This is a genomic window from Dactylosporangium siamense (genome assembly GCF_016862795.1).
Taxonomy (GTDB): domain Bacteria; phylum Actinomycetota; class Actinomycetes; order Mycobacteriales; family Micromonosporaceae; genus Dactylosporangium; species Dactylosporangium siamense.
Genome location: NZ_BONQ01000059.1, coordinates 12,205 through 30,438, shown reverse-complemented (window position 1 = coordinate 30,438; position 18,234 = coordinate 12,205). Strand labels below are relative to the sequence as shown.

At 70.4% G+C, this 18,234-nt stretch carries 16 protein-coding genes; 15 read left to right on the top strand and 1 reads right to left on the bottom strand.

Annotated features, from left to right (window positions below; all coding sequences use genetic code 11):
- The first annotated feature begins 4 nt into the window (after positions 1-4).
- From Dsi01nite_RS20230 to Dsi01nite_RS20220, 4 genes are all read left to right on the top strand, one after another.
- On the top strand, positions 5-982 hold the full coding sequence (locus Dsi01nite_RS20230) for an isopenicillin N synthase family dioxygenase (RefSeq protein ID WP_203847762.1): 978 nt from the start codon (positions 5-7) through the stop codon (positions 980-982).
- Positions 983-1,077: 95 nt separating this feature from the next.
- Positions 1,078-1,203, top strand: a complete 126-nt coding sequence (locus tag Dsi01nite_RS58375; protein ID WP_275423399.1) for a hypothetical protein — start codon at positions 1,078-1,080, stop codon at positions 1,201-1,203.
- 79 nt (positions 1,204-1,282) lie between these two features.
- A complete protein-coding gene (locus tag Dsi01nite_RS20225; protein WP_239136027.1) occupies positions 1,283-2,593 on the top strand; it encodes an LCP family glycopolymer transferase in 1,311 nt (436 codons plus the stop codon).
- Between the two features lie 7 nt (positions 2,594-2,600).
- Positions 2,601-3,449, top strand: coding sequence for an NAD-dependent epimerase/dehydratase family protein (locus Dsi01nite_RS20220; RefSeq protein ID WP_203847761.1), 849 nt, complete (start codon positions 2,601-2,603; stop codon positions 3,447-3,449).
- A gap of 3 nt (positions 3,450-3,452) precedes the next feature.
- On the opposite strand, the gene Dsi01nite_RS20215 is transcribed toward Dsi01nite_RS20220, so the two are convergent.
- Positions 3,453-4,688: a M48 family metalloprotease gene (locus Dsi01nite_RS20215; RefSeq protein ID WP_203847760.1), complete on the bottom strand. Its 1,236-nt coding sequence runs from the start codon at positions 4,686-4,688 to the stop codon at positions 3,453-3,455.
- Positions 4,689-4,808: 120 nt separating this feature from the next.
- On the opposite strand from Dsi01nite_RS20215, the gene Dsi01nite_RS20210 reads away from it, so the two are divergent.
- The 11 genes from Dsi01nite_RS20210 (at position 4,809) to Dsi01nite_RS20155 (ending at position 18,138) form a co-directional block, all read left to right on the top strand.
- Complete coding sequence (locus tag Dsi01nite_RS20210; protein ID WP_203847759.1) at positions 4,809-6,479, top strand: GspE/PulE family protein; 1,671 nt, start codon at positions 4,809-4,811, stop codon at positions 6,477-6,479.
- Between the two features lie 46 nt (positions 6,480-6,525).
- Complete coding sequence (locus Dsi01nite_RS20205) at positions 6,526-7,611, top strand: type IV pilus twitching motility protein PilT (protein ID WP_239136032.1); 1,086 nt, start codon at positions 6,526-6,528, stop codon at positions 7,609-7,611.
- A 5-nt stretch (positions 7,612-7,616) separates the two neighbouring features.
- Entirely contained in the window at positions 7,617-8,849 is a 1,233-nt protein-coding gene (locus tag Dsi01nite_RS20200) for a type II secretion system F family protein (protein ID WP_203847758.1), read from the top strand.
- Between the two features lie 89 nt (positions 8,850-8,938).
- The gene (locus Dsi01nite_RS20195) at positions 8,939-9,430 is read left to right on the top strand and encodes a prepilin-type N-terminal cleavage/methylation domain-containing protein (protein ID WP_203847757.1); all 492 of its coding nucleotides are present in this window, start codon (positions 8,939-8,941) and stop codon (positions 9,428-9,430) included.
- A 92-nt stretch (positions 9,431-9,522) separates the two neighbouring features.
- Positions 9,523-10,299: a prepilin peptidase gene (locus tag Dsi01nite_RS20190; protein WP_203847756.1), complete on the top strand. Its 777-nt coding sequence runs from the start codon at positions 9,523-9,525 to the stop codon at positions 10,297-10,299.
- Between the two features lie 21 nt (positions 10,300-10,320).
- Complete coding sequence (pilM, locus tag Dsi01nite_RS20185; protein ID WP_203847755.1) at positions 10,321-11,343, top strand: type IV pilus assembly protein PilM; 1,023 nt, start codon at positions 10,321-10,323, stop codon at positions 11,341-11,343.
- The gene (locus Dsi01nite_RS58370) at positions 11,340-13,691 is read left to right on the top strand and encodes a PilN domain-containing protein (protein ID WP_203847754.1); all 2,352 of its coding nucleotides are present in this window, start codon (positions 11,340-11,342) and stop codon (positions 13,689-13,691) included. The genes pilM and Dsi01nite_RS58370 overlap by 4 nt, the downstream gene beginning before the upstream one ends.
- Positions 13,691-14,236, top strand: coding sequence for a type 4a pilus biogenesis protein PilO (locus Dsi01nite_RS20175; protein ID WP_203847753.1), 546 nt, complete (start codon positions 13,691-13,693; stop codon positions 14,234-14,236). Before Dsi01nite_RS58370 ends, Dsi01nite_RS20175 begins: the two co-directional genes overlap by 1 nt.
- A gap of 7 nt (positions 14,237-14,243) precedes the next feature.
- Positions 14,244-15,974: an Ig domain-containing protein gene (locus tag Dsi01nite_RS57425; RefSeq protein ID WP_239136026.1), complete on the top strand. Its 1,731-nt coding sequence runs from the start codon at positions 14,244-14,246 to the stop codon at positions 15,972-15,974.
- The gene (locus Dsi01nite_RS20160) at positions 15,971-16,585 is read left to right on the top strand and encodes a hypothetical protein (RefSeq protein WP_203847752.1); all 615 of its coding nucleotides are present in this window, start codon (positions 15,971-15,973) and stop codon (positions 16,583-16,585) included. The genes Dsi01nite_RS57425 and Dsi01nite_RS20160 overlap by 4 nt, the downstream gene beginning before the upstream one ends.
- Complete coding sequence (locus tag Dsi01nite_RS20155) at positions 16,582-18,138, top strand: hypothetical protein (protein ID WP_203847751.1); 1,557 nt, start codon at positions 16,582-16,584, stop codon at positions 18,136-18,138. Before Dsi01nite_RS20160 ends, Dsi01nite_RS20155 begins: the two co-directional genes overlap by 4 nt.
- The last annotated feature ends 96 nt before the right edge of the window (positions 18,139-18,234 follow it).

Genomic DNA, 18,234 nt, shown 5'->3' with positions numbered 1-18,234 from the left:
TCGCATGGACGCGCTGCCGGTCATCGACATCTCCGACCCCGCCGTTGCCGCACCCCAGATCGAGGCGGCCTGCCGCCGCAGCGGCTTCTTCTACGTGACCGGCCACGGCGTGCCGGCCGAGCTGACCGGCCGGCTCGACGCCGCCGCCCGCGCCTTCTTCGCGCTGCCCGAGCCGGACAAGCTCGAGATCGCGATGGCCCGCGGCGGGCGGGCCTGGCGCGGGTTCTTCCCGGTCGGCGCCGAGCTGACCTCCGGCGTCCCGGACCGCAAGGAGGGCGTCTACTTCGGCACCGAGCTGGGTCCCGACGCCCCGCAGGTGCGCGCCGGGCTGCCGCTGCACGGCGCCAACCTCTTCCCCCGGCAGGTGCCCGACCTGCGGCCCGCCGTCCTGGAGTACCTGGACCGGCTCACCGGCGTGGCGCAGGCCGTGCTGCGGGGCGTCGCGCTGAGCCTGGGGCTGCCCGGAGACTACTTCGCGACCTCCTACACCGCCGACCCGACGATCCTGTTCCGGATCTTCCACTACCCGCCCGACGACCCGGGCAAGGGCGGCGAGTGGGGCGTCGGCGAGCACACCGACTACGGCCTGCTGACGCTGCTGCTGCAGGACGGCAACGGCGGGCTGCAGGTGCGCACCCCGGACGGCTGGCTCGACGCGCCGCCGATCCCCGGCACCTTCGTGTGCAACATCGGCGACATGCTCGACCGGATGACCGGCGGCTGGTACCGCTCGACCCCGCACCGGGTCCGCAACCTCAGCGGCAACGAGCGGCTGTCGTTCCCGTTCTTCTTCGACCCCGACTTCAACCAGGAGGTCCCGCCGCTGCCCGCGACCGGTCACGCCGGCGGGCAGCGCTGGGACGGACAGGATCTGCGGGCGTTCACCGGCACGTACGGCGAGTATCTGGTCGGAAAGGTGGGCAAGGTGTTTCCTGAGCTCATTGCCGAGACCCGTCACCAAGAGGCACCGAACCTCGGTTAGACCAGGTCAGGGTGCTGGCACGATGACGGGAGCAAACCCGCGGGCGGTGAACTTACCGTTGTTCTCACCACCACCACCGCACCAGGAGGCCCCCGATGACCACCCAGACGCAGACCACGACCCGCAAGCTCACCAACCTCGACAGCGAGCAGGGCATGCTCGTCCTCCTCGCTGTTATCGTGCTGCTCAGCGTCATCGGCGTGATCCTGGTCGGCGGCTGAGCCGGCAACCGAACTCCCAGGTGACTGCGAGGAAACTCCCAAGTGCAATCACGGGCCCCCCTCATACCGTCATGGGGGTATGACCTCCGACGCCTCGCTCGAACAGGAGCTGCGGGACGTGTTCCAACGCCACGAGCATCTCGCCGAGGACCTGAGCCTCGACGACCGGCCGGCCGACGACCCATCGTCGCGCCGGCCGCAGTCGTCTCCACCGGGCACCGGGTCCACGACCCCCAAGAAGGCCAAGACGCTGCGGCGTAGCCGCAAGGACCCGCGATGGGCGCGCGCGCTGGTGGTGCTCGGCGCGCTCATGATGGTGGCGGCGGGCAGCGTGTTCGTGGTGAAGGACGCGGTCATGGGCTACGCCACGCGCAACGTCAAGCAGGAGGACCTGATCGTCCCCGCGGCCGAGCAGCAGGGCAAGCACGTCACGATCAGCGGCGCGAAGAACATCCTGCTCATGGGCATCGACCCGCGACCCGGCCAGGACCCGTCCGAGGCGATCCGCTCCGACTCGATCATCATCCTGCACATCCCGGCGGGCCACGACTCGGCGTACCTGATCTCGATCCCCCGCGACACCTGGGTGAAGATCCCCAGGTTCGACAACGGCAAGAACCGCTACGCGGGCGGCCACGACAAGATCAACGGCGCGTTCGCGATCGGCGGCCTCGGGACCACGGGCAAGGACCAGCGCAAGTTCGGCGTCACGCTGCTCGCCGACACCATCGAGGAGAACTGGGGCATCACCTTCGACGCCGCGGCGATCATCGACTTCACCGGCTTCCAGAACGTGGTCAACGTGCTCGGCGGCGTGGACATGTACGTCGACCAGGAGGTCAAGTCGGTCCACGTCGGCTTCAACGCCAAGGGCGAGGTCAAGACCCCCTACCTCCAGCGCGACAACGGCAGCGGCGGCACCACCCTCATCCCGATCTCCGGCGTCACCCCGCAGACCTACCACGTCGGCTTCCAGCACCTCGAGCCGTGGCAGGCCCTGGACTACGTCCGCCAGCGCGAGACCCTGCCCAACAGCGACTACGACCGGCAGCGGCACCAGCAGCAGTTCATCAAGGCGCTGTTCAAGCAGATCCTGAGCAAGGACGTCCTCACCGACCCCGGCAAGCTCAAGAAGGTCCTCGACGTCATCGGCCAGTCCATGACGATCGACTCCGGTGGCATCGGCCTCGACGACTGGATCTTCGCGATGAAGGGCATCAACGGCGACAACCTGCTCACCGTCAAGACCAACAACGGGACCTTCTACTCCTCCCACGAGAATCCGGGAGCGGAGGCGCTCGACCCGACAACCCTGGAGCTTCTGGCGTCGGTCAAGGCCAACGCCGTGGAAGACTTCATGGCTCAGCACACCAGCCTGATCTCGAGTTAGGACCCGCATGGCCCGCATCGTCGTCACCGGGGCGCACGGCAAGACCGGGCGGGCGGTCGTCACCGACCTGCTCGCCCACGGCCACCACGTCGTCGCGACCGACGCGGTGGGCCGGGCCGGGCACCTCAGCGAGCTCGGCACGCCCATGCTGGTCGCCGACCTGACCGACCACGGCCAGGCGGTCGAGGTCCTGCAGGACGCCGACGCGGTGGTGCACCTGGCCAACATCCCGGCGCCCGGCATGTATCCGCCGGCGGTCACGTTCAACCGGAACTCGACGATGAACTTCAACGTGTTCCACGCCGCGCAGCAGGCCGGGGTCGGGCGGGTCGTGTGGTCCTCCAGCGAGACGACCCTCGGCCTGCCGTTCGACACTCCCCCGCGGTACGCGCCGGTGGACGAGGAGCACTTCCCGTTCCCGACGACGACCTACGCGCTGTCCAAGGTCGTCGGGGAGACCCTGGCCCGGGAGATCTCCGCGTGGAGCGGGATCCCGTTCGTCGGCCTGCGGCTGTCCAACGTGCACACGCCCGAGGAGTACGCCGCGGTCCCCGGGTACTGGGGCGACCCGCACCTGCGCAAGTGGAACCTGTGGGGATACGTCGACGTGCGGGACGTGGCCGCCGCGTGCCGCCTGGCCCTCGACGCCCCGGTGAGCGGGGCGAGCTCGTACGTGATCGCCGCCGCGGACACGATCATGGACCGGCCGTCGGCGGAGCTGATGCGGGAGGTCTTCCCGGACGTGCCGCTGACCCGCGAGCTCGGCGAGTTCGAGACGTTGCTCGGCATCGACCGGGCCCGCGAGGTCCTCGGGTACGCCCCACAGCACTCGTGGCGCACCGAACTGCGGCGCTGACGGTTACACCGGGCTCTCCAGGAGGGCCCGGAGATCGGCGAGGGCGGTCGGGGACGTCGCGACGCCGTGCAGGTCGCACCCGACCCCGGATTCCGACACCAGGACGCCGGGGGTGGCCGGGTGGACCCGGCGCCAGCCGCGTGAGGTCAGCGCCGCCTCCATCACCACGACCACGGACGGGGTCGCGTCGAGATCCTCGGGTTCCGTCGGCGGCTCGGGGTGGGCCGGCCAGTTCGCCGCGACCAGCTCGTCCAGGCGGGTCAGCAGCACCTCCACGACCTCGCCGGGCCCGACCGGCTCGCGGCCCAGGAGCGTGGCGACCTGGTCGTGCACGGCGCGGGCCTGCCGGACGACCCAGCCGGGCCAGGCGGTGGCCGGCACCGCGGCGAACGTGGTCCACTCCGCCGGCGAGCGGCGCAGGACGTGCCGGGCCAGGGTGCGCTCGTCGGCCGCCGTGAGTGGGTCGACGGGCACCAGGTCCGCGGCCCGCAGCGCGAAGTGCCCGGCCGCCAGGGGGGCGATGGCGCCGGCGAGGTTGGGGTGCCGGCTCATCAGCGTGGTCCGCGTGTCCTCGTCGAGGGAGGCCCTGACGGCGCCGGCCCGGATCGCGGCCCGCCAGCCGTCGTGGACGTCCTGGATGGCGGCGGAGGCGTGCTGCCAGACCTGCTCCTCCAGGTCGAAGGCGAGATCGGCGAACTCGAACTCGGCCAGGTCGGCCTTGACCACCGCACGGGCGGCGGTGTGCAGCCCGGACGCGCTGCTGGCGGCCTGGTCGGCCTTGCGTTCCAGGGCGGTGGCGAACTCGCGGGTGGCGCGCAGCACGGCCGCCGCGCGTGGCGGCAGCTCGACCCGGGACGGGTCGGCGGCCTCCTCGTACAGGTCACGCAGCCGCGCCACGAGGTGTGCCCGGCGGTGGTCGACGACGGCGAGCTCGTGCGCGACCAGGGCACGGATCTCGTCGACGGTCAGGCAGTACAGCAGCGGCAGCCCGACGATCAGCAGCCGCCGGCGCCGGCTGGCCCAGGAGCGGACGACGCCGTGGCCGGTCAGCACGACCGCGTCCGGGGCGGCCACGCCGACCCTCGCGGCGACCTCGGTGACCAGGGCGAGCAGATGTCCGGTGACGACGACTCCCTGCGGTGGGGGTTCTGGGGGACGTCCGTAGCGCATCAGGACCCATCTGGCGCGCCACACACTGATCTTGCCGGGCAACGGATCTTCGACGACGGCAACCGACACAGCGAACGATCCTCATGACTGCGGCGGGGCACGTCAACGAGCGCCGTCCATCCGGCCGGGGTGAATCCCGAAAGTCACCCGGATCGGTGCCGATGATGCGGTTGAGGACTCGGGGGTGAGATGTACCAGACGTTCAGTCCGTTGCTGGACGCGCTGAAGGAACGTGGGGCGGATCCGGAAGCGGTCGACCGGGCGGCCGCGGAGGCGGAGGCCACCGGCAGGTCGATCCGGGCCGTGCTCATCAACGACCACATCGTCACCGAGGACCAGCTGACCGAGGCGTCCGCCGACGCGTACGGGATCCAGACGCTGGACCTGGTCGGCTACCCGATCGACCCGGCCGCGATCACCAAGATCCCGATGGCGCTCGTCCTGAAGCACCGGGTGCTCGGTATCGCCCTCAACGAGAGTGAGATCACCGTCGGCATCACCGACCCGGGTGATGTCCTGGCGCTGGATGACGTCCGGGCGGCGACCGGTCTCACGGTGCGGCCGGTGGTGGTGGCCCGCTCCGAACTGCGCAAGATCATCGACCGGTTGAAGCGCGAGGAGAACGACCTCGGCGAGGTCGCGGAGAGCCTGCGGGCGGAGGCGACGCCGACCACCTCGGCCCTGACGACGATCAACGAGGACGCGCCGATCGTCCGGTACGTCAACTCGCTCATCGAACAGGCGATCGTGAACCGCGCGTCCGACCTGCACCTGGAGCCGGGCGAGCACAACATGCGGGTGCGGTACCGCATCGACGGCGTCCTGCACGAGGTGGACACCGTGCCCAGGCACGTGCAGTCGGCGCTCATCTCCCGGCTCAAGATCATGTCGAACGTCGACATCACCGAGCGGCGCGTCCCGCAGAACGGCCGGATCACCGTCGAGATCAACCAGCGGGCGGTGGACCTGCGCACGGCGACCCTGCCGACGGTGTGGGGCGAGAAGATCGTGCTGCGGGTCCTGGACACCAGCGGGATGGATCTGAAGCTGGCCAAGCTCGGCTTCAGCAAGGCCAACGCGGAGCGGTTCGCACACTCCTACAACAAACCGCACGGCATGCTGCTGGTGACCGGACCGACCGGCTCGGGCAAGTCGACGACGCTGTACGCGACGCTCGCCGAGATCAGCAAGCCCACGGTCAACATCATCACCGTCGAGGACCCGGTGGAGTACCGGCTGCCCGGCGTCAACCAGGTGCAGGTGGACCACAAGGCGGGCCTGACGTTCGCGGCGGTGCTGCCGGCGATCCTGCGCTCCGACCCGGACGTGGTGCTCATCGGTGAGGTCCGGGACCGCACGACCGCGCAGCTGGCGGTCGAGGCGGCGCTCACCGGCCACCTGGTGCTGTCGACCCTGCACACCAACGACGCGCCGAGCGCCGTCACCCGGCTCGTCGAGATGGGCATCGAGCCGTTCCTGGTCGGCTCGTCGGTGGACTGCGTCCTCGCCCAGCGCCTCGCCCGCCGGCTGTGCGACTGGTGCCGCACCGAGTACACGCCGAGCGAAGCGGAACTGGTCGGGGCGCGCTGGCCGTTCGACCTGCTCGGCCCGCCCGCCCACCTGTGGCGCCCGGTCGGCTGCCGGTCCTGCGCCAACACCGGCTACCGGGGCCGGATCGCGCTGCACGAGGTCATGCCGGTCTCCGCCGAGATCGAGAAACTGGCGATCGACCGGGCCTCCGCGCACGAGATCCAGGCCGTCGCCCGCACCGAGGGCCTGGTCGACCTGCGCCTGGACGGCCTGGCGAAGGCCGCCGAGGGGCAGACCTCGATCCCCGAAGTGGTCCGCGTGGCGGTGTAACCCTCAACACACCGCAGCGGCTGCCGATGGGCCGCGTGTGGAGACCATGGTGACCAGCGACGAGCGTGCCTCGCTCGACGCGATGCTGGTGTCGCTCGTCCGCGTCGGCGGCTCCGACCTGCACCTCACCGTCGGGGCGCCGCCGACGGTGCGGATCAACGGCGGCCTGCGGTACCTGCCCGGCTACGACGACCTCACCCCCGACGACACGGAGATGCTGGTCCGCGCCGCCGTGCTCAACGAGAGCCAGTGGAAGCACTTCGAGCAGATCCAGGAGCTCGACTTCGCGTACGCGATCGAGGGCGTGTCGCGCTTCCGGGTCAACCTGTATGCCCAGCGCGGCTCGTTCGGCGCGGCGTTCCGGGCGATCCCGCACAACATCAAGCCCCTCGACCAGCTCGGGGTGCCGGAGCAGGTGGCCCGCTTCGCGCACCTGCACCGCGGCCTGGTCCTCGTCACCGGGCCGACCGGCTCGGGCAAGACGACCACCCTCGCGGCGATCCTCGACCTGGCCAACCGCACCCGCTCCTCGCACATCGTGACGATCGAGGACCCGATCGAGTTCCTCCACGAGCACAAGCGGTGCCTGGTGAACCAGCGCGAGGTGGGCGCGGACACCACCTCGTTCTCGATGGCGTTGAAACACGCGCTGCGCCAGGACCCCGACATCATCCTCGTCGGTGAGCTGCGCGACCTGGAGACCACGTCGACGGCGCTGACCGCGGCGGAGACCGGCCACCTGGTCCTCGCGACCCTGCACACGCAGAGCGCGGCGCAGACCGTCGACCGGGTCATCGACATCTTCCCGCCGCACCAGCAGCAGCAGGTCCGCGCGCAGATGTCCAACGCGCTGCAGGGCGTCGTGACGCAGTCCCTCGCGCCGCGCGCCGACGGGCAGGGCCGCACGATCATCACCGAGATCATGTTCGCCACCCCGGCCATCCGGAACCTGATCCGTGAGGGCAAGAACCACCAGATCCCGTCGTTCATGCAGTCCAGCGGCAACGACGGCATGCTCTCGTTCGACCAGCACCTGGCCGAACGGGTCCGCCAGCAGCTCGTCACGTACGAGACGGCGCTGGAGCTGTGTCACTCGGCGGAGGAGTTCCGCCGTCTCGCCGGTCGGATGTGAAGCAGATGGTTGCTACCAAGACGTACGACTACCAGTCGATCGACCAGGCCGGGAAGCGCGGCAAGGGCAAGATCGAGGCCTCCAACGAGCTCGTCGCCGCGCAGCTGCTGCGCCAGCAGGGGCTGACCCCCCTCGCGATCACCAGCGCCGACTCGCTGATGAAGCGCGACATCGCCATCCCCGGGCTCGGTGACCGGACCACGCTCAAGGACCTGTCGGTGTTCTCCCGGCAGTTCGCGACGATGACCCAGTCCGGCATGTCGCTGCTGCGCTCCCTGGCGGTGCTGGAGGAGCAGGCGCAGAAGCCGTCGCTGAAGAAGGCGGTCGGTGAGGTCCGGCTCGACATCGAGGGCGGCACGTCGCTGTCCGGTGCGCTCGGCAAGCACCCCAAGGTGTTCCCGACCCTGATGGTGGCGATGATCCGGGCCGGCGAGACCGGCGGCTTCCTCGACAGCGCCCTGGACCGCATCGCGACGAACTTCGAGAAGGACGCGCACCTGCGCGGGAAGATCAAGAGCGCCCTCACGTACCCGGTGATCGTGCTCGTCTTCACCGTCGTGATGATCAGCGCGGTGCTCATCTTCATCGTGCCGATCTTCGAGAAGATGTTCAAACAACTCGGCGGGGAGCTCCCCCTGCCGACCCGCATCATCGTCAACGCCAGCCACACCCTGTACTGGCTGGGGCCCCTCGTCATCGGGTTGATCGTGGTGGTCACGGTGACGCTGCGCAAGGCCGCGGCGGCGAACCCCGCGGTGCGGCTGGCGCTGGACAAGCTGAAGCTGAGACTGCCGGTCTTCGGGCCGCTGTTCACGAAGATCGCGCTGAGCCGCTTCTCCCGCAACCTCGGCACCCTGCTCGGCGTCGGCGTGCCGGTCCTGCAGGCCCTGGACGTCGTCGGCGCCACCACGGGCAACGCCGTCATCAGCAACGCCATGGCCGACCTGCAGAACGCGGTCCGCGAGGGCCAGCCCATGTCCTCGCAGCTCGGCTCGCACAAGATCTTCCCATCGATGGTCGTGCAGATGGTCGAGGTCGGCGAAGAAAGCGGCCAAATCAGTCAGATGCTGGAAAAGGTTGCCGATTTCTACGACCGAGAGGTGGACAGCGCGGCCGACGCACTGACCGCGTCCATCGAACCGATCATGGTGCTCGTCATGGGTGGCGTGGTCGGCGGAATGATCATCTGCCTCTATCTGCCGATGTTCTCGATCTACCAGAACATCCAGAGCAACTGAATGAAGGAAGAACGTCGGTGAACGTGACTGGCGCAAGGCAGCGGAGCCTCGCCACAACCCCAACCCATGCAGGAGCAGGAGGCTCACCCATGACAGAAACGCTGCGCAGGATGCAGAAGAAGCGTGCCGCCGGAGAAAGCGGCTTCACGCTCGTCGAGCTCCTCGTCGTCGTCGTGATCATCGGCGTACTTGTCGCGATCGCAGTCCCCATGTACCTGAACTACCGTAAGGGCGCGTCGAACAAGTCCGCCGAGTCCGATGTGCGCGCCGCGGTCAGCGCCATCGAGCAGTTCTACACCGAGAACGGCAACACCTACCCGGCGAACACCAAGTCCCCCAAGGCCGGCGAGAACATCGTGTTCGACAGCAACCCGACCGGCGCCGTGAAGCAGACCGGGACCGTGTCACCCGGGAACATCCTCGCGTACCGGCTCATCAACGCGAGCACCTACCGGATCTGCGGCCGCAACGAGGAGGGCAAGGTGAACTACGTCTACACCAGCGCCACCGGCGGCTCGGTGAAGAAGTGGGGCACCGACGAGACGAAGACCGCGCAGGACTGCGCGGACTCGGACACCTGATCCCACCTGATCGACGGTGTGGCGGCCCGCGCTGACGCGGGCCGCCACACCCGGCTCAACCCCCGTATCGCATCGCAGGAAGGAGCACGCAGATGCTGTTCGCGCTCGTCGGCGTGCTCGGCCTGGCGATCGGGTCGTTCCTCAACGTCGTCATCCACCGCGTCCCCCGCGGCGAGTCGCTCCTGCGACCGGCCTCGCACTGTCCACAGTGCACGGCGCCGGTCCGGCCGTGGCACAACGTCCCCGTCGCCGGCTGGCTGCTGCTGCGGGGCCGCTGCGCCGACTGCGCCGCCCCGATCAGCGTCCGCTACCCCCTGGTGGAGCTCGGCACGGCGGCGCTGTTCGTCGCCGTCGCCGCCCGGTTCGGCTGGTCGGCGTCGCTGCCCGCATGGCTGTACTTCGCGGCGATCGCGGTCGCCCTCGCGCTCATCGACCTCGACGTGCTGCGCCTGCCCAACGCGATCGTGCTGCCGTCGTATCTCGTGGTCCCGGCGCTGTTCCTCCCCGCCGTGGTGCTGGAGCGGGACTGGTCCGCGGGGCTGCGTGGACTGGTCGGGATGGCCGTCCTGTTCAGCTTCTATCTGGTGCTGTCGCTGGTGTACCCGGGCGGCATGGGCTTCGGCGACGTCAAGCTCGCGGGCGTGCTCGGGCTCTACCTCGGCTGGCTCGGCTGGGCGCCCCTGGCCGTCGGCACCCTCGCCGCGTTCCTGCTCGGCGGGATCGCCGGGGTCGCGCTGATGGCCGGTGGCCGGGCCGGCCGCAAGACCGCGCTGCCGTTCGGCCCGTCGATGCTCGCCGGGGCGCTGATCGCGCTGTTCGCGGCGGCGCCGATCACCGACTGGTACACCTCCATCCTCCTGCCCGCCTGACGGTCTTATCTAAGGAGCACGATGGCTGCCGTCAACCTGATCGGACTGGACATCGGCACGGTGTCCATCCGCGCGGCGGAGACCAGCAACAGCAAGGACGGGCCGGTCATCAGCAACTTCGGCCACATCCTGCTGCCGCCCGGGGTCGTGCTCAACGGCGCCGTGCAGGACGAGGCGGCCGTCACCGGCGCGCTGAAGCAACTGTGGTCGACGTTCAAGTTCCGCAGCCGCAAGGTCGCGCTCGGCGTCACCCACCAGCAGATCGTCGTGCGCGAGACCACGGTGGCCAACCTGCCGGCCAAGGAGATGCGCAAGGCGCTGCCCTTCCAGGTCCGCGACGCGCTGCCCCTGGCGCCGGAGAAGTCCCTCATCGACTTCTACCCCCTGGAGGAGCCCAGCGGCGACACCGTGCGCGGGCTGCTCATCGCCGCGCCCAAGGAGCCGGTCCTCGCCGCGATCAGGGCCGTCGAGGCGGCGAAGCTGCACGTGGTCCGGGTGGACCTGGCCTCCTTCGCGCTGCTGCGCGCCGCGTCCCGGCTCGACGAGCAGGTCGAGGCCCTGGTCGACATCGGCGCCCACGCGACCAGCGTCATCGTCCACCACGACGGCGAACCGCTCATCGTGCGGACCATCCCCCGCGGCGGCAACGAGATCACCAAGACCATCGCCGACCGGCTCGACGTGCCGGTCGAGCAGGCCGAGGAGCTCAAGTGCCGCATCGGCCTGCGCACCGACACCGACGGGCAGACCGCGTCGGCGCTCAAGGACGCGGTCCGGCCGCTCATCAACGAGATCGGCAGCTCGTTCGCGTACCTCACCGCCGCCGGGCGGCAGGCCCGGGTCAGCCGGCTCGCGCTGTCCGGGGGCGGTTCGATGCTCCCCGGCCTCCTCGAGGCGTTGCACGCCCAGCTGCACGTGGAGGTGATCGCGGTCGACCCCATCATGCGGGTCCGCGGCCTGCGGCGGGTCCGGCACGGCAGCCTCGAACAGATCCGCGCCTCGGCGGCGGTGTCGGTCGGACTGACCCTGGGAGCGGCGTCGTGACCGGCCAGACCCCCGGCACCTGGTGGGAGGACGAGCCGGAACGCAAGCTGACCGGCATCGTCCTGCCCTCCTGGGGCGACGACTCCGACGACTCCGACGACCGTGACAACCGCGGCGACCGCGGCGACCGCGGCGACCGCGGCGACCGTGACAACCGCGGCGACCGACCGGCGGACGATGCCTGGAACCGGTCGCCGGAGCAGACCTGGGACCGGCCGGTCGACCAGGCTTGGGAACGGCCGGCGGACGAGCAGTGGGCCGGCCGGTCCGTCGACCCGCTCAACGACCCACTGACCGGTCCTCTCGACGACCCGCTGACCGGCCCGCTCGACGGTGGCTGGCGGCGGGAGGCCCCCCTCGCCGCCGAGCCGCAGCAGCGGCTCGTGCCCGTCGTGCCGTCGGGGCCGCCGCCGATGTGGCCGCCCGCCGACCTGGCGCCCGTGGACCAGCCGCACGCGCGGGTCGACCTGCCGCCGCTGCCGGAGCCCGACCCCGGTGCGCAGAACGCCCTCGTCTCGCAGTCGGCGAAGGCGGAGACGGCCGCGCCCCGGCGGGAGTTCCCCCGCTACATCGCCGGCGAACTCGTCCTGCCCGGCGCCGAACCTTCCCCCACCGCCGTCCAGCCGCAGAACGCCACCGCCGAGCTCAGGACGCCGGCCCCGCAGTCCTGGACGCCGGCACCGCAGTCCTGGACGCCCGACGCAGCCGCACCACCGCGGTCCTGGACGCCCGACGCGGCCACGCCATCGCGGTCCTGGACACCCGACCCGGCCACACCACCGCAGAGCTGGACGCCCGACCCGGCCACACCACCGCAGAGCTGGACGCCCGACCCGGCCGCACCACCGCAGAGCTGGACGCCCGACGCAGCCACACCACCGCAGTCCTGGACAGCCGACCCGGCACTGCCGCAGACCCAGGCGGCCGTGACGTGGGCGCCGCAGCCGACCATGCCCGCGCCGGCCGCCGACCGGCACGCCACCCCCCGGCCGGCCCCGCTGCCGCCCGCCGCACCGCCGGACGAGCCGCCGGCACCCGTGTCGCTGCCGGGCGTCCAGTTCACCGCGCCGCCCCGGCCACCCAGGCCGGCCCCGCAGGCCGAGCCCGCTCCCGCCGAGACCCGGACCATGCCACCGGCCACCATCCCACCGGAACCCGCGACCCGGACCATGCCACCGGCCACGATGCCCTCGACCCGGATGCCACCGGCCGCGATGCCGCCGGGACCCACACCGGCCGCCGCGGGCCAGGCAACCGCCGCACCACACCCGGCCGCACCACACACGGGCGCAGAACACACGGGCGCGGCGCATCCGGGCGCGGCGCATCCGGCGCCGCCGTACCCGGTGCCGCTGCCGCCCGGGGTGCCCGAGGCCAGCGTCCCGCCGCCGCCTCGACCGGCACCGCCGTCCATCCCGCCCACCGGCCACACGATGCAGCCCGCGACCATGCCGCCCGCCACGATGCCGCCCGCGGCCGGGACGGGCCCGGCCGGGCCTGGTCAGGCCGGGCCGCCGTCCGCCGGAGGGGCCGCCGGCGCGGTGACCGCGATGCAGCCCGCCGTGCCCGCCGTCGTGCACGCGACGCACCAGAGTGTGCCGAGTGCCCCGGCGCAAGGGACCGGAGCGGATCGGCAGGCGGTGCCCGTACCGGCGAAACGGACCAAGGAGGCAACGCCGCATCCCGCGTTCCCGGAGGCGACCGCGCGCACGATGCGCATCCTGCCGATCGCGGCCGACCTGCTGCCGTTGGAGATCACGGACCTGCGGCGGCTGCGGATGGTGCGGCGGCTCGTAATCACCGGCGTGGCGGTGTGCCTGGCGCTGCTGTTCGGCTGGTACATGGTCGCCGACGGCAACACCGACCAGGCGCAGTCGGAGCTCACCGCCGCGCAGGACAGCCGGCGGGACCTGAACCGCAAGAAGGCGACGTACACCGAGCTGGAGGCGACCCGCCAGCAGATCAAGGACATCACGACCCAGCTCGGGATCGTGATGGAGCGGGACCTGTCCTGGTCGGCGCTGCTCACCTCGCTGCAGAAGGCGGCGCCGAAGGGCGTCGCCGTGACGAGCGTGACGGGCGCGCTGAGCGTGCAGGACACGAAGGTCGCCACCGGCGACGTGATCGGCACCATCACCCTCGCCGGCACGGCACCGTCGAAGGACGAGGTCGCGGCCTACGTCGACACCCTCGGCACCGTCAAGGGCCTGGACAACCCGTTCCCGTCGGACACGACCCAGAGCGACAAGGTCCTGAACTTCACCATCCGGGTCGACGTCACCAAGGCGGCGCTCGGCGGGCGGTTCGCGTCGCCCAGCGCGGTCCCGAGCGCGTCAGGAGGCAAGTGATGCGACCCGAACGGCTCTGGATCCTGGGCGGCGCGTTCACCGCCGTCATCCTGCTGGTGGCCGGCTACTACCTCGCCATCCAGCCGCGGTATCAGGAGGCCGACGACCTGCGGACCCTGGCCAACGACACCACCGTCGACGTGGCGAAGCTGCGCAGCCAGATCGCGGACCTGGACAAGGAGAACAAGCGCCTCAACGAGTACACCGCGCAGGTGAAGGAGGACCTCGCCGCGCTGCCGGAGACGGACTCGGTGGCGGCGCTGCTGCGCGAGGTGCAGGTCGCCGGCGACCTGACCGGGGTCACCGTCAGCGGGGTCAGCGTCGGCGGCGCGACCGACCTCACCGTCGCCGGGCCGCTGACGGTGCACACGCTGCCGATCAGCCTCACCGCCTCCGGGCCCGCCGCGAAGATCAACCCGTTCCTCGACCAGCTGCAGAAGGTGCAGCCCCGGGCGCTGCTCGTCGGAGCCGTGAACGCCGCGACCACCGACGGCAAGACCTCCCTGTCCCTGACCATCCAGGCGTTCTACGCCACCGGGAAGTAGCGGCGCCATGCGACGGATCCCCCCTTCCGACGCCGGGTTCAGCCTGGTCGAGACGCTCACGTCGATCGCGATCATCGGCGTGGTGATGACCGCGCTGACCACGTTCTTCGTGTCCACCACCACGACGCTCAACACGCAGCGCGGCCTGCAGACCGCGGTCCGGCTCGCCCACGACGGCGTGGACCTGGTCAAGTCGCTGCCCGGCGCGAGCATCGTCGCCGGTCGCGGCGGGCTGGACGCGGCGAGGCAGCTCGACGAGCTCAAGGCCGGCACCATCCCCGGCCTCAAGCTGCCCAGCCTGGCGAACCTGCTGGCCACGATGAAGCCGGCGTTCGACTCCAACCTGGGCGTTCTCGCCGCCAGCGTGGCGCCGGCGCTGCCGGTCGTGCCGGAGCTGGTGACGGTCAACAACGCGGGGTTCAAGCGGTACTGGTTCGTCGGCTCCTGCAACATGCCGCTCGGCAACGACCTGACCGCGGTGGCGGCGGACAAGCTCGGCGTCTGCAGCCTGCTGTCGCTGCCGGGCATCCTGGTGCCGTTCTACCGGGTGATCGTCGCCGTCACGTGGAACAACGACCGGGGCTGCGCGAACACCGGCGGGGTCTGCTCCTACGTGACGCAGACCATGGTCAGCGCGATGGGAGAGGACCCGATCTTCAACCCGAGCATCACGGTCACGCCGCCGCTGCCGGACAACCCCGGCAACCAGACGGACGAGGTGACGGTGCCGATGGTGAAGCCGCTCACGCTGACCGCGACGACCGCGTATCCGCCGCTGGCCTGGACCGTGGAGGGGCTGCCGCCGGGCCTGTCGTACACCACCGCGGGTGTGATCACCGGAACCCCGACGACCGCGGGCTCCTACATCGTGCGCATCGTCGCCACGGACGCCATGTCGACCAACGACGCGTCGTTCACCTGGACGGTGGCCGCGCTGCCGGCGCTCGCACCGACCGCACAGACCTGGGATCCCGGCACGGCAGTCGCCTATCAGGTGCCGATGACCGGCGGGATCGCCCCGAACACGTGGACGGCGACCGGCCTGCCCGCCGGGCTGGTGATCAACCCGACCACCGGCGTCATCTCCAGCACGAAGACGCCGATGGCGGCGGCGGCCAACTCGTCGGTGAAGGTGACGGTGGTCGACGCCAACAAGAAGACCACCAACGCGACGTTCCAGTGGAACTGGAAGGTGGCGGTGCAGTTCCCGAACCCGTCGACGCCGATCGCCCTGACGAAGGGCACGTACTACTCCGGGCAGGTCATGGGGTACGGCGGCGCCGCTCCCTACACGTGGGCGGCGGACAACATGCCGACCGGGCTGGCGATCGACAGCGCGGGGACGGTCAGCGGCACCATGAACGGCACGACCCGGTACCTGGTGACCCTGAAGATCACCGACAAGAACGGCGTGACCAACTCGACCCTGGTGCCGGTCAACGTCAGCACCACCACCGGGCTGCGGGTGACCTCACCGTCGTTCGTCGAGACGGCGATCTGGAAACCGGACCTGACGAGCGTCAAGGGCACGGCGATCAGCTACCCGACCCTGGCCGCGACCGGCGGGACCGGCACCGTCACCTGGGCCCAGACCGGGCTGCCGGGCGGTGTGACGCTCAGCGGCACCAAGATCTCCGGCACGCCGACGACTGCCGGCACCTACCCGGTCACCCTGACCGCGACCGACGGCGGCGGCGCCAAATCGGTCTTCATGTTCGTCTGGACGGTGACCACATGAACCTGCGGATGATGATGACGCGGCTGCGCCGCGACGACGGCGTCACCCTCGCCGAGATGGCCGTGACGACCAGCATCATGTCGGCGGTGATGGCCATCTTCACCACCGGCGTGGTGCAGCTGTTCCAGGCCGGCAACAACAACGAGCTGGTCGCGATGACCCAGTCGCAGCTCAACACGGCGTTCATCCGGCTGGACCGCAACCTGCGCTACGCGGCGGGGATCAGCGAGCAACACAGCGACGCGGCCGGCAACATGTTCGTGGAGTACCTCAACACCGAGGTGTCGGCGGGCGAGAAGCCGGAGTGCGCGCAGCTGGAGCTGAACCGTGCCACCAGGGTGCTGCGCCGCCAGGTGTGGCCGCAGACGACGAAACTGCCCGGCAACTGGGTCGTCCTGGCCAGCGAGCTCAACATCGAGAAGAGCTCGTTCAAGCTGCTGGTGCCGGAGCCGGGGTCGAACACCGGCTTCCAGCGGCTGAAGCTCACCCTGGTGGTGGCCAGCAACCCGGGTCGCGGGCAGACCGAGGCGAAGACCGAGATCACGTTCACCGCGCTGAACACCGACCGGCTCACCAAGGCCGACGACGTCTGCCCGGAGGCGCGAGCATGAGCTGGTTCAGGCGGTTGCGGGACGAGCGGGGCTCGCTGCCCCTCGCCATGATGCTGACCCTGGTCGGGACGTCGCTGTCCACGCTGATGCTGCCGGTCGTGATCACCCAGCTGCGGGACACCGCGGAGACGGTCGACCGGGCGAAGGCGCTGCACGCCGCCCAGGCGGGCATCGACATCGTGATGGGCGGGATCCGCGGGTCGCTCGGCAGCATCGCCAACCTGGTCTGCATCCCCGCCCTCGATCCGCTGCGCGGCACGGTCAGCGCCGCGGTGTCCGGGGTGAGCTCCGTCCTGCCCGGCCGCTACGAGGTCTCGGTCGAATACCAGGACGCCACGCGCACGCCGATCCCGTGCGCGACGAAGCTGTCGAAGCTGCTGACGGTGCCGGCCTTCGCCGTCATCACCGCGCGGGGCACCGACAAGGCGGGCAAGTCCACCGACAAGATCGACCCCAAGGACCGGCAGACCCGCACGCTGAGCGCCACCTACGTCTTCCGGTTCACCAACGAGAACGTCAACGGCGGCCTGCTGCGCCTGTACGGCGGGGCGTACTGCCTGGACGCCGGCTCCGGCTCGCCCGCGGTCGGCACGATCGTCGCCACCCAGCCGTGCAACACCGGCAGCTCGCGGCAGTCGTTCGCCTACACGAAGGACCTGACGCTGCGGCTGGTCTCCTCGATCACCGCGAAGAACCCGCAGGGCATGTGCATCGACTCGGGCGCGGACCCGGTCTCCGGCGGGCTGCTGCAGTTCCAGATCTGCGGCGTCAGCCCGCTCATCCCGTACTACCAGCGCTGGAGCCTCAACGACAGCTCCAACTTCCGCAGCACTGCGAACAACGGCATCGATCTCGGCGCCTTCTGCATGCACGCGAAGGCCGGCGCCACCAAGGGCGCGTTCATGGAGCTCACCTCGTGCGGCGGAGCGGCGGACAACACCCGCACGTTCGCGCCGGACGCGACCGTGGGCGCCGGCGCCGCCGACGCGCCCAACCAGCTGGTCAACTTCCAGCAGTTCGGCCGGTGCGTCGACGTGACCAACTTCAACGTGACGCTCGGGTTCCTCATCGTGTGGCCGTGCAAGCAGGCACCGGTCATCACCGGCGTCGGCTGGAACCAGCGCTTCGTGGTGCCGGTCACGCCGAAGGAGGAGGGGAAGATCACCGGCCAGATCACCACGTATGACAGCACGAACAAGAAGACCTACTGCCTGACGACGTTCACGCCGGGCGGCACCTCGCACTTCGTGACGATGCAGGCGTGCCCGACACTGCTGTCCACGGCGGCGGAGGTGAAGGCCACCCAGTGGGACATCTCCTACAAGATCCCCAACTCCTACGACACGAGCTACATCATCGTCGACACCAACGGCCGGTGCCTGAGCCCGACGAACCTCGACGACAAGAAGCTGCCCCCCGACGACATCTTCAAGGGCAGCACGGTGGTCAGCAAGCTCACCACCGCCCTGTGCGACGGCAGCAAGCTGCAGAAGTGGAACGCGCCGCCGAACATCGCGAAACCGATACCCCTGAAGGACATCGGGGAGAAATAGCGATCCCGTAGGGGATCGCCCGGCCCGGGCCCGCCCCACAGTTCAGGGTCCGGTCCGTGTTTCGCCTGGATGGCGTGCGGCCTCGCAATGACGAGG

Bases quoted from the DNA above. Each gene is read 5' to 3' on its own strand.
- Dsi01nite_RS20230 (WP_203847762.1), top strand. From the start codon at position 5: ATGGACGCGCTGCCGGTCATCGACATCTCCGACCCCGCCGTTGCCGCA.
- Dsi01nite_RS58375 (WP_275423399.1), top strand. From the start codon at position 1,078: ATGACCACCCAGACGCAGACCACGACCCGCAAGCTCACCAACCTCGAC.
- Dsi01nite_RS20225 (WP_239136027.1), top strand. From the start codon at position 1,283: ATGACCTCCGACGCCTCGCTCGAACAGGAGCTGCGGGACGTGTTCCAA.
- Dsi01nite_RS20220 (WP_203847761.1), top strand. From the start codon at position 2,601: ATGGCCCGCATCGTCGTCACCGGGGCGCACGGCAAGACCGGGCGGGCG.
- Dsi01nite_RS20210 (WP_203847759.1), top strand. From the start codon at position 4,809: ATGTACCAGACGTTCAGTCCGTTGCTGGACGCGCTGAAGGAACGTGGG.
- Dsi01nite_RS20205 (WP_239136032.1), top strand. From the start codon at position 6,526: ATGGTGACCAGCGACGAGCGTGCCTCGCTCGACGCGATGCTGGTGTCG.
- Dsi01nite_RS20200 (WP_203847758.1), top strand. From the start codon at position 7,617: ATGGTTGCTACCAAGACGTACGACTACCAGTCGATCGACCAGGCCGGG.
- Dsi01nite_RS20195 (WP_203847757.1), top strand. From the start codon at position 8,939: ATGACAGAAACGCTGCGCAGGATGCAGAAGAAGCGTGCCGCCGGAGAA.
- Dsi01nite_RS20190 (WP_203847756.1), top strand. From the start codon at position 9,523: ATGCTGTTCGCGCTCGTCGGCGTGCTCGGCCTGGCGATCGGGTCGTTC.
- pilM (WP_203847755.1), top strand. From the start codon at position 10,321: ATGGCTGCCGTCAACCTGATCGGACTGGACATCGGCACGGTGTCCATC.
- Dsi01nite_RS20175 (WP_203847753.1), top strand. From the start codon at position 13,691: ATGCGACCCGAACGGCTCTGGATCCTGGGCGGCGCGTTCACCGCCGTC.
- Dsi01nite_RS57425 (WP_239136026.1), top strand. From the start codon at position 14,244: ATGCGACGGATCCCCCCTTCCGACGCCGGGTTCAGCCTGGTCGAGACG.
- Dsi01nite_RS20160 (WP_203847752.1), top strand. From the start codon at position 15,971: ATGAACCTGCGGATGATGATGACGCGGCTGCGCCGCGACGACGGCGTC.
- Dsi01nite_RS20155 (WP_203847751.1), top strand. From the start codon at position 16,582: ATGAGCTGGTTCAGGCGGTTGCGGGACGAGCGGGGCTCGCTGCCCCTC.